Annotated in this window: 9 protein-coding genes; 5 read left to right on the forward strand and 4 right to left on the reverse strand. The window is 70.7% G+C overall.

Annotated elements, in window-relative coordinates:
* Together HV701_RS25980 and lpdA are read left to right on the forward strand one after the other, a co-directional pair.
* Positions 1-733 (forward strand): 2-oxo acid dehydrogenase subunit E2 (locus HV701_RS25980; protein WP_175135879.1); only part of this gene is annotated, 733 nt, incomplete at its 5' end.
* Positions 734-741: 8 nt separating this feature from the next.
* Entirely contained in the window at positions 742-2,139 is a 1,398-nt protein-coding gene (lpdA, locus tag HV701_RS25985) for a dihydrolipoyl dehydrogenase (protein ID WP_175135880.1), read from the forward strand.
* A gap of 63 nt (positions 2,140-2,202) precedes the next feature.
* Here lpdA and HV701_RS25990 read toward each other — a convergent pair whose 3' ends face one another.
* The 3 genes from HV701_RS25990 to HV701_RS26000 form a co-directional block, all read right to left on the reverse strand.
* Complete coding sequence (locus HV701_RS25990) at positions 2,203-3,084, reverse strand: LysR family transcriptional regulator (protein ID WP_175135881.1); 882 nt, start codon at positions 3,082-3,084, stop codon at positions 2,203-2,205.
* A 213-nt stretch (positions 3,085-3,297) separates the two neighbouring features.
* Complete coding sequence (ilvD, locus tag HV701_RS25995; RefSeq protein WP_175135882.1) at positions 3,298-5,163, reverse strand: dihydroxy-acid dehydratase; 1,866 nt, start codon at positions 5,161-5,163, stop codon at positions 3,298-3,300.
* Positions 5,164-5,275: 112 nt separating this feature from the next.
* Entirely contained in the window at positions 5,276-6,118 is an 843-nt protein-coding gene (locus HV701_RS26000; RefSeq protein WP_175135883.1) for an AraC family transcriptional regulator, read from the reverse strand.
* A 332-nt stretch (positions 6,119-6,450) separates the two neighbouring features.
* Between HV701_RS26000 and HV701_RS26005 the strand changes: the two genes are divergently transcribed.
* Positions 6,451-7,488: a 2-isopropylmalate synthase gene (locus tag HV701_RS26005; RefSeq protein WP_175135884.1), complete on the forward strand. Its 1,038-nt coding sequence runs from the start codon at positions 6,451-6,453 to the stop codon at positions 7,486-7,488.
* Here HV701_RS26005 and HV701_RS26010 read toward each other — a convergent pair.
* Complete coding sequence (locus HV701_RS26010) at positions 7,436-8,326, reverse strand: LysR family transcriptional regulator (RefSeq protein WP_175135885.1); 891 nt, start codon at positions 8,324-8,326, stop codon at positions 7,436-7,438. The genes HV701_RS26005 and HV701_RS26010 overlap by 53 nt on opposite strands.
* A gap of 137 nt (positions 8,327-8,463) precedes the next feature.
* On the opposite strand from HV701_RS26010, the gene HV701_RS26015 reads away from it, so the two are divergent.
* Together HV701_RS26015 and HV701_RS26020 are read left to right on the forward strand one after the other, a co-directional pair.
* Positions 8,464-9,012, forward strand: coding sequence for a GNAT family N-acetyltransferase (locus HV701_RS26015; protein ID WP_175135886.1), 549 nt, complete (start codon positions 8,464-8,466; stop codon positions 9,010-9,012).
* Positions 9,009-10,190: an MFS transporter gene (locus tag HV701_RS26020; protein ID WP_175135887.1), complete on the forward strand. Its 1,182-nt coding sequence runs from the start codon at positions 9,009-9,011 to the stop codon at positions 10,188-10,190. The genes HV701_RS26015 and HV701_RS26020 overlap by 4 nt, the downstream gene beginning before the upstream one ends.
* Positions 10,191-10,242 lie beyond the last annotated feature (52 nt).

The following is a 10,242-nucleotide window of genomic DNA, read 5'->3' on the forward strand; positions in this document are numbered from 1 at the left end:
AGCCGCGCGCGACCGCGCCCCCGCCGCCGCCGCGCCGCAAGCCCATCGCGCCGCCAGCCGCCGCGTGCCGCATTCCGGCATGCGCCGCGCCATCGCCCGCCGCCTGACCGAAAGCAAGCAGCAGGTGCCGCACTTCACCCTGACGGTGGATTGCCGCATGGACGCGCTGCTGGCCCTGCGCGCGCAGGCCAACCAGGGCGGCGCGGTCAAGCTGTCGGTCAATGACTTCATCGTGCGCGCCGCCGCCCTGGCGTTGCGCGAGGTGCCCGAGGTCAACGCCAGCTGGCACGACGACGCCATCGAATTGCACGCCGGCGCCGACATCAGCGTGGCCGTGGCCACCGACGGCGGCCTGGTCACGCCGATCGTGCGCGACGCCGACGTCAAGCCGCTGTCCGCCGTCGCCGCCGAAATCGTCGAGTTGGCCAGCCGCGCCAAGGTCAATCGCCTCAAGCCCGAGGAATTCACCGGCGGCTCGCTGACGGTCAGCAACCTGGGCATGTACGGCATCAAGCAGTTCGCCGCCATCATCAACCCGCCGCAGGCCGCCATCCTGGCGGTGGGCGCGGCCGAGCGCCGCCCGGTGGTGGACGACAACGGCGACCTGAAGGCCGCCACCGTCATGACCGTGACGCTGTCGGCCGACCACCGCGTGGTGGACGGCGCCGTCGGCGCGCGCTGGCTGGCCGCCTTGCGCGCGCTGATCGAAAACCCCGTGCGCATCCTGCTGTGAGTCCCGCCATGACCAAGACTTCGTTTGACCTGGTGGTGGTGGGCGGCGGCCCTGGCGGCTACGTGGCCGCGATCCGCGCGGCGCAGCTGGGCCTGTCCACCGCGCTGGTCGAGCGCGCCGAGCTGGGCGGCATCTGCCTGAACTGGGGCTGCATCCCGACCAAGGCGCTGCTGCACAGCGCCACCGTGCTGCGCGCCTGCCGCGAGGCCGAGCAGTACGGCGTGACCGGCGCGGGCGCGGCCCAGCCCGACCTGGCCGCGATGGTGGCGCGCTCGCGCAAGGTCGCCGGCCGCCTGGGCCAGGGCGTGGCGCACCTGATGAAAAAGAACGGCGTGACGGTATTGGCCGCCAGCGCCAGGCTGGCCGGCGGCGGCCGCGTCGCGCTCGACAACGGCGCCACGCTGTCGGCGCGCCACATCATCCTGGCCACCGGCGCGCGCGCCCGTGACCTGCCGGCGCTGCCGTTGGGCGAACGCATCTGGGCCTACCGCCAGGCATTGACGCCGCCGGCGCTGCCCAAGTCGCTGCTGGTGGTGGGCGCGGGCGCCATCGGCGCCGAGTTCGCCAGCTTCTACCGCGCGGTCGGGGCCGAGGTGACGCTGATCGACATGACCGCCGACATCCTGCCGCAGGAAGACGCCGAGATCTCCGCGCTGGCGCGCAAGGCCTTCGAGAAGCAAGGCATCCGCGTGCTGACGCAGTGCGCGGTCAAGTCGTCCAGCCTGACGGCCACGGGCGTGAAGGCCGTGCTGGAGCAACAGGGCAAATCGTTCGAACTGGAAGCCGAGCGCGTCATCGTCGCCGCCGGCATCGTCGGCAATGTCGAGAACCTGGGCCTGGAGCAGACCCGCGTGAAAGTGGAGAAAACCCACATCGTCACCGACGGCCTGGGCCGCACCGCCGAGCCCGGCGTCTACGCCATCGGCGACGTGGCCGGCGCGCCGTGGCTGGCGCACAAGGCCAGCCACGAGGCGGTGCTGTGCGTCGAAGCCATCGCCGGCCTGCCGGCGCATCCGCTCGACCCGCTGCGCATTCCCGCCTGCACCTACTCGCACCCGCAGGTCGCCAGCATCGGCATGACCGAGGCGCGCGCCCGCGACCACGCCAAGGCCACGGGCGGCGAGATCCGCGTGGGCAAGTTCACCTTCGCCGGCAACGGCAAGGCCATCGCCATGGGCGAGGACCAGGGCCTGGTCAAGACCGTGTTCGACGCGAAGACCGGCGAGTTGCTGGGCGCGCACATCATCCACCCGGAGGCATCCGAACTGATCGCCGGCTACGGCGTGGCGGCGTCGCTGGAGGCCACCGAGGAAGACCTGATGCACACTGTGTTCGCGCATCCGACGCTGTCGGAAACGCTGCACGAATCGGTGCTGGCCGCCTTCGGCCGCGCGCTGCACGGCTAAGGCAAGCGGCAACGCGCAAGGCGTCTGGCGCGGACCGTCAACAGCCGCGCCAGACGCCCGTTTTTACAACCGGCTGGCGAAGAAATCCAGGAAGCACGCAATACGCCGCGACAGCTGCGTATTGCGGTAGTACACCGCGTGCATCGGCTGCAGATAGTCGGTGTGCAGGTCTTCCATGATGCGCACCAGCCGCCCTGCGCGCAGGTCGTCGCGCGACACGAAATCCGACAGGCAGGCGATGCCCACGCCGCGCAGCGCCAGGTGCCGCTGGGTCTCGCCGCTGGAGGTGGCCAGCGTGGGCGTGGCCAGATAGGTCGAGCCGCCGGCGTGGCGCAGCGGCCAGACGTTCAGGCTTTCGGGCTGGGTGAAGCCCAGCAGTTCGTGGCTGGCAAGATCCTCGACGGTCCGCGGCACGCCGCGCCGCGCCAGGTAGTCCGGGCTGGCCATCAGCCAGCGCGGACGCGGCCGCATGGGCCGCGCATGCAGCGTGGAATCGTTCAGCGGCCCCATGCGCAGGGCCACGTCGGTGCGGTGCTCGATCAGGTCGACGATGCGGTCGTTGCTGGTCAGCTCCAGCGAAATCGCCGGATACTCGCGGCGGAAATCGGCCACATGCGGCACCACGCAATGCAGCATCACCGGCACCGAGGCATCCACGCGCAGACGGCCGGCCGGCTGCTGGTGCACGATGCGCATGCACTCCTCGGCCTCTTCCAGCGACTGCACGATCTGGCGCGCCTTCTGCAGGAAGTGCGCGCCTTCGGCCGTCAGTTCCATGCGCCGCGTGGTGCGGGTCAGCAGGGTCACGCCCAGGTCTTCCTCCAGGCGCGACAGGCCGCGGCTGACGCCGGACGCGGTCTGGCCCAGCATCTCGGCGGCCGCGCTCATCGAGCCGGCGTCGACCACGCCCAGGAACAGCCGCAGGGCCTCGGAATTGAGCGCCATTCATGACTCCTGATCACAAGTATCAGGATTTTATAGCGCGAGGCCGCGACAATCGCGGCATCGCCCGCAGGGAACCCCGGCGATATGCGTCAAAAAAAGGCAAACACGCCGGTTTGCGGCACGCGCCGGACGACCGGAACACGATCGCCCCGGACAAAAGAAAAGCGGCGCACCAGGCGCCGCTTTGTCATCGAACCCGCGGCAGGCGGGGAATCAACGCTTCTGCTTGAGCTGCGACAGGTCGCGCACCGCGCCGCGGTCGGCCGAGGTGGCCAGCGCCGCGTAGGCCTGCAGGGCCTGCGACACCACGCGCTCGCGGCCCACCGGCAGCCAGCCGCCATCCTCGCGCGCGTTCATCGCGGCGCGGCGGCGGGCCAGTTCCTCGTCGGACACGGCCAGATGCATCTTGCGGTTGGGGATGTCGATCTCGATGGTGTCGCCCTCTTGCACCAGACCGATGGTGCCGCCTTCGGCCGCTTCGGGCGAGGCGTGGCCGATCACCAGGCCCGACGAACCGCCCGAGAAACGACCGTCGGTGAACAACGCGCAGGTCTTGCCCAGGCCCTTGGACTTCAGGTAGGACGTGGGGTACAGCATTTCCTGCATGCCGGGGCCGCCCTTGGGGCCTTCGTAGCGGATCACCACCACGTCGCCCGCCACCACCTTGTCGCCGAGGATGCCTTCGACGGCGTCGTCCTGGCTTTCGAACACGCGCGCGCGGCCGGTGAAGACCCACTGCGATTCATCCACGCCCGCGGTCTTGACGATGCAGCCCTTCTCGGCCAGGTTGCCGTACAGCACGGCCAGGCCGCCGTCCTTGGAGTAGGCGTTTTCCTTGCTGCGGATGCAGCCGGTCTTGCGGTCGGTGTCCAGCGTCAGGAAGGTGGCGTCCTGGCTGAAAGCCACGGTGGTGGGAATGCCGCCGGGCGCCGCGCGGTAGAACTTCTGCGCCGCTTCGCCGGCGCCGCCAGCCACGTCCCATTGCGCGATGGCGTTGCCCAGCGTGCCGCTGTGCACGTTGCCGCAGGACACGTCGAGCAGATCGGCGCGCGCCAGCTCGCCCAGGATGCCGAGGATGCCGCCGGCGCGGTGCACGTCTTCGATGTGGTACTTGTCAGTGGCCGGCGCGGCCTTGCACAGGCACGGCACCTTGCGCGAAATGCGGTCGATGTCGGCCATGGTGAAGTCGACGCCGGCTTCCTGCGCCGCGGCCAGCAGGTGCAGCACGGTGTTGGTGGAGCCGCCCATGGCCACGTCCAGCGCCATGGCGTTCTGGAACGCGCTCTTGGTGGCGATGCTGCGCGGCAGCACCGAGGCGTCTTCCTCGACGTAGTAGCGGCGGCACAGGTCCACCACCAGGCGGCCGGCCTGCTCGAACAGGCCCTTGCGCCAGGCGTGCGTGGCGACGATGGTGCCGTTGCCCGGCAGCGCCAGGCCGATGGCCTCGGTCAGGCAGTTCATCGAGTTGGCGGTGAACATGCCGGAACAGGAGCCGCACGTGGGGCAGGCGCTGCGCTCGACTTCGGCCACGTCGGCGTCCGACACGTTGGGGTCGGCGGCCTTGATCATGGCGTCGATCAGGTCGATCTTGGCGATCACCTTGCCGTCGGTCGGCGACTTGACCTTGCCGGCTTCCATCGGGCCGCCGGACACGAACACCACGGGAATATTCAGGCGCATCGCGGCCATCAGCATCCCCGGGGTGATCTTGTCACAGTTCGAGATGCAGACCATGGCGTCGGCGCAGTGCGCATTGACCATGTATTCGACCGAATCGGCGATCAGTTCGCGCGAAGGCAGCGAATACAGCATGCCGCCGTGGCCCATGGCGATGCCGTCATCGACCGCGATGGTGTTGAATTCCTTGGCGACGCCGCCGGCGGCCTCGATTTCCTTGGCGACCAGCGCGCCCAGGTCGCGCAGGTGCACGTGGCCCGGCACGAACTGCGTGAACGAGTTGACCACCGCGATGATCGGCTTGCCGAAGTCTCCGTCCTTCATGCCGGTGGCGCGCCACAGGGCGCGGGCGCCGGCCATGTTGCGGCCGTGGGTCGAGGTGCGGGAACGGTAGTGCGGCATGATCTTGTCTCAGGCTATTAGCGTGGGCGGCAAAACGGTAAATAATACGCTGGTTCCGGCCCACAGCGGCCGCGGGCCGCGCCGAGGCCGCCCCAAGACCGCCGCGCGGCCATCAGGCGGACGCCGCGCCGCGCGCCGCGAACGCGCTGGGCGGCTCGCCCAAGGCCTTGCGAAACATGGCCGCGAACGCGCTCGGGCTGTCGTAACCCAGGTCCAGCGCCACGTCCAGCACCCGCTCGCCGCGCGCCAGCCGCTCCATCGCCGCCAGCAGCCGCGCCTGCTGGCGCCAGCGGCCGAAAGTCATGCCGGTGTGGCGCAGGAACAGGCGGTGCACCGTTTTCGGATCCACCCCCAATTCCCGCGCCCAGTCGGCCGCGCCCGCCTGGCGCTCGGGGTGGCGCACGATGGCGCGGCAGATGCGCGCCAGGCGCGGCTCGGACGGCTGCGGCAGGTGCAGCGGCAGCACCGGTTCCTGTTTCAATTCGTCCAGCAACAGCATCATCAGGCGGCCGTCGCGGGTGCCGGGCTTCCAGTCCAGCGGCACCTCGGCCGCCGCCACCATCAGCTCGCGCAGCAGCGGCGAGATCGACAGCACGCAGCACTCGGCGGGCAGGTGCGCGGCCGCGCCGGGCTCGACGAACACGGTGCGCATGCGCGGCTCGCCGCTCATGCGGATGGCGTGCGAGACCCAGGCCGGCACCCACACGCCGCGCGTGGGCGGCACCACCCAGATGCCGGCGTCGGTATCCACCACCATCACGCCCGAGATCGCATACACCAGCTGCGAGCGGCGGTGCCGGTGGCGGCGCACGCGATGCCCGTCTTCGTAGTCCACCGCCAGCGCCGCCACCGGGCGCAGCGAGGATTCGTACGGAAACAGGTCCAGATCGACGGGCGTGCGCGGTCCGGACGGGCGTGGCGGGGGTTTGGATTTGTCCATTTCTCGACGATTCATGTCCAACTGGCGGTAGACGGTCTTTTCCAGTGTACCTATGCTGGCCGTACTTCCCCTTCGTTTTCCAGTTACCGGCCCCCGATCATGCGTCTTCGTTCCCACTGCCCCGCCGTCTGCGCCGCTGCGCACGGCCGGCGCGCGCGCGTGGCCGCGACATCGGACGCCGTGCCCTCGACGCTACGACTAGCGCGCGGTTGCCGGGCCTTGCGCCCCGTGGCCGCCCGGCAGCCCCGGGCCCTCTGACGGGCCCGTCCGCCACCTCCCTTGCCCGCCCCGCCGCCGCAGACCGGCGGCCCCAGACACGCCGCGCCCGCGCGCGGCCGGAGGTTTCCATGCTCGACCATCCCCAACACAAGTACCGCCCCGTCCAGCCCTTCTCGCGCGACTATGCCGAGCGCCAATGGCCGACCCGTCGCCCGAGCGCGCCGCCGGTCTGGATGAGCACCGACCTGCGCGACGGCAACCAGGCGCTGATCGACCCCATGGACGCGGCGCGCAAGCTGCGTCTGTTCGAGCAACTGGTGGCCGTGGGCCTGAAGGAGATCGAAGTCGCCTTCCCGTCCGCGTCGGACACCGATTTCAATTTCGTGCGCAAGCTGATCGAGGAACGCCGCATCCCCGCCGATGTCACCATCGAGGTCCTGACCCAGTCGCGGCCCGACCTGATCGAACGCACCTTCGAAGCGCTGCGCGGCGCGCCGCGCGCCATCGTGCATCTGTACAACCCGATAGCGCCGCAATGGCGCCGCATCGTCTTCGGCATGAGCCGCGCCGAGATCAAGGAAATCGCGCTGGCCGGCACGCGCCAGATCCGCGCGCTGGCCGACGCGCATCCGGAAACGGAATGGACCTATGAGTATTCGCCCGAGACCTTCAGCCTGGCCGAACTGGATTTCGCGCTGGAGGTATGCGATGCCGTCAGCGCCATCTGGCGGCCGACCCCGGCGCGCAAGATGATCGTCAACCTGCCGTCGACGGTGGAATGCACCAGCGCCAACGTGTACGCCGACCAGATTGAATGGATGCACCGCCACCTGGCGCGGCGCGACAGCATCGTGCTGAGCGTGCATCCGCACAACGACCGCGGCACCGCCGTGGCCTCGGCCGAATTGGCGCTGCTGGCCGGCGCCGAGCGCGTCGAAGGCTGCCTGTTCGGCAACGGCGAGCGCACCGGCAACGTCGACCTGGTGACGCTGGCCTTGAACCTGGACCGCCAGGGCATTGCCAGCGGCCTGAACTTCACCGACATGGCGGCCGTGCGCGACTGCGTCGAGGCCTGCAACCAGTTGCCGGTGGACGTGTTCCACCCCTATGCGTTCACGTGCGCAACGCCAGCAGCGCTTCCTGCAGGTGCCGCAGCCCGCGGCTGAGCGGCTTATCGCGGCGCACCACCACGGCCAGCGTGCGCGCCAGGCGCGGCGTCAGCGCACGCACCGCCAGGCTGGCGCGCTGGCCAGCGCCGCTGACTGCCAGCCGCGGCAGCACCGCGCAGGCCAGGCCAGCGGCCACGATTTCCTTCATGGCCTCGGTACTGCCCAGTTCCATCACCGGCTTGGCCGCCACCCCCGCCTGCTCGAACCAATCGTCCACCAGGCGGCGGGTGCGCGCGCCCGGCTCGAACAGCACCAGCGGCAGCGCCGCCAGCGCCTGCGGCGTCACCGCGTCGGGAATCCCCAAGGGGCCGCGCGCCGGGAAGATGGCCACGAACTCGTCTTCCAGTACCGGCGTGGCCTCGATCATGCGGCCGGGCGCGGGCAGCGTCACCAGGCCGATGTCCAGCGTGTTGTTTTCCAGGCCGCGCAGCATGTCGGCGGTATTGCCGGTGCTGGCCACCACGTCCAGCGCCGGAAAACGCCGCCGCAGGCCGGCCAGCAGCGGCGGCAGCAGATAGGTGCAGGCGGTGGCGCCGGTACCCAGGCGCACGCGCCCGGTCACTTGCGAGGCGTGCGCCGTCATGGCCTGCTCGGCCTGCGCCAGCGCGGCGTCGATGGCGCGGATGTGGGTCAGCAGTTCGAGGCCGGCGGCGGTGGGCCCGGCGCGCCGGCCGACCCGCTCGACCAGCTTCAGGCCGAAGCGGCGCTCGAGCTGGCGCACCTGCAGGCTGACCGCGGGTTGGGTGATGCCGCCCTGTTCGGCGGCGGCGGAAAAACTGCCCAGTTCGATCACCCGCGCAAAGGTGCGCAGGGCGTCCAGATTGAGTCCCCGCATGCCCTCACGCCTCCGCCTGATCCAAAGTTTTGCTTATGAAAATCATAATAGACCAAAGCTATGTTTATGCATGACCTTGCGCCACACTGGCGGCTGGTTTTTTTCACCCATCCTGACGCTCCGACCGCGAACCCGCCATGCCGCAACCCGCCGCCCCCACCCTCCTGATCCGCGACAGCGCGGATGCCGATCTGCCCGCCATCAAGGCCATCTACGCGCACCACGTGCAGCACGGCACCGCGTCGTTCGAACTGGAACCGCCGTCGATCCAGGAAATGCGCCAGCGGCGCGCCAGCGTGCTGGAAAAGGACATGCCCTACCTGGTGGCCGAGATCAACGGCGAGGTCGTGGGCTATGCCTACGTCACGCCCTATCGCCCGCGCCCCGCCTACCGCCACACGGTCGAGGATTCGGTCTACGTCAAGGCCGGCCGCGCCGGCCTGGGCATCGGCGGCAGGCTGCTGGCCATGCTGGTCGAACGCTGCACCGCGGCCGGCTGGCGCCAGATGCTGGCGGTGGTGGGAGACAGCCGCAACGCCGCGTCGCTGGCGGTGCACGCACGCCAGGGCTTTCACCCGGTCGGCACGCTGCGCTCGGTGGGCCACAAGCATGGCGAATGGCGCGACACGGTGCTGATGCAGCGCGCCTTGGGCGAAGGCGACAGCACGCCGCCGCAACGCCCATGATCCCGCCGCGCGCGGTGGTCTGCCTGGGGCTGACGCAACTGGTCGGCTGGGGCGTGACCTTCTACCTGATCGGCGCGCTGGGGCCCGACATGGCCGCCGACCTGGGCTGGGACCCGGCCACCATCTACGGCGGCTTCTCCTGCGCCATCGTGGTCATGGCGCTGGTGTCGCCGCTGGCCGGCCGCGCGGTCGACCAATGGGGCGGACACCGTGTCATGCCGGTCGGCGCGACGCTGGCGGCCGCCGCCTGCGCCGCGCTGGCCGCCGCGCATGGCCTGGCCGCCTATTTCGCCGCCTGGATGCTGCTGGGCGTGGGCATGCGGCTGTGCCTGTATGACGCGGCGTTCGCCGCGCTGGCGCGCGCCGCCGGCCCGGCAGCACGCCGGCCGATGTCGCAGATCACCCTGTTCGGCGGCCTCGCTTCGACCGTCATGTGGCCGGTGGGCCACGCGCTGTCGGACTGGCTCGGCTGGCGCGGCGCGGTGCTGGCCTATGGCGCGCTGGCGCTGGCGACCGTGCCCCTGTACCTGGCGCTGCCGCGCGCCCGCTACGCCGCGCCGGTCCCGGCCGCCGGCCAGGCTGGCGCCGGCCTGGCACGCAACGCCTCCGAACGGCGTCTGGCCAGCCTGCTGTACGCGTCAATCGCCATGCTCACCAACTTCCTGGCGGCCGGCAACGCCGCCCACCTGATCCCGCTGCTGTCTGGCCTGGGCCTGGCCAAGGCGCTGGCGGTCAACGTCGCCGCGCTGTGGGGCGTGGGCCAGTTCGCCTCGCGATTGGCCGACGTCGCGCTGGGCTCGCGCCTGCATCCGCTGACCCTGACGCTGGCCGTGTCCGCCCTGCTGCCGCTGGGCTTCGTGCTGGCGCTGCTGTCTGGCGGCCACCTCCTGGCCCTGGCCGCCTACGCGCTGCTGTATGGCGCCTGCAACGGCCTGCTGACCATCACGCGTGGCACGCTGCCGCTGGCGCTGTTCGACTTGCGCGGCTATGGCGCGATGGTCGGCGTCCTGCTGATCCCCAGCTTCCTGCTGACCGCCGCCGCGCCGCTGGCCTATGCCTGGGTGGTCGGGCGGCACGGGGCGCAGGCCGCGATGGGGCTGTCGGCCGGCCTGGCCACGCTCATCCTGGCCGCGGCGCTGGCGTTGCGGTGGCGCTTTATTGCCCGGACGCGGAACTGAGCGGCGCGCCGCCGTCGCGCAGCGCCGCGGCCGGCGCCGGGCGCCCGCGAGG

Origin of the sequence: Achromobacter pulmonis, assembly GCF_902859765.1 — a bacterium.
GTDB lineage: Bacteria > Pseudomonadota > Gammaproteobacteria > Burkholderiales > Burkholderiaceae_B > Achromobacter > Achromobacter pulmonis.

What these genes read in the sequence shown, in the direction of transcription:
- HV701_RS26000 (WP_175135883.1), bottom strand. Translation starts at nt 6,118, where the DNA reads ATGAATCGTCGAGAAATGGACAAATCCAAACCCCCGCCACGCCCGTCC.
- HV701_RS25990 (WP_175135881.1), bottom strand. Translation starts at nt 3,084, where the DNA reads ATGGCGCTCAATTCCGAGGCCCTGCGGCTGTTCCTGGGCGTGGTCGAC.
- lpdA (WP_175135880.1), top strand. Translation starts at nt 742, where the DNA reads ATGACCAAGACTTCGTTTGACCTGGTGGTGGTGGGCGGCGGCCCTGGC.
- HV701_RS26005 (WP_175135884.1), top strand. Translation starts at nt 6,451, where the DNA reads ATGCTCGACCATCCCCAACACAAGTACCGCCCCGTCCAGCCCTTCTCG.
- ilvD (WP_175135882.1), bottom strand. Translation starts at nt 5,163, where the DNA reads ATGCCGCACTACCGTTCCCGCACCTCGACCCACGGCCGCAACATGGCC.
- HV701_RS26015 (WP_175135886.1), top strand. Translation starts at nt 8,464, where the DNA reads ATGCCGCAACCCGCCGCCCCCACCCTCCTGATCCGCGACAGCGCGGAT.
- HV701_RS26020 (WP_175135887.1), top strand. Translation starts at nt 9,009, where the DNA reads ATGATCCCGCCGCGCGCGGTGGTCTGCCTGGGGCTGACGCAACTGGTC.
- HV701_RS26010 (WP_175135885.1), bottom strand. Translation starts at nt 8,326, where the DNA reads ATGCGGGGACTCAATCTGGACGCCCTGCGCACCTTTGCGCGGGTGATC.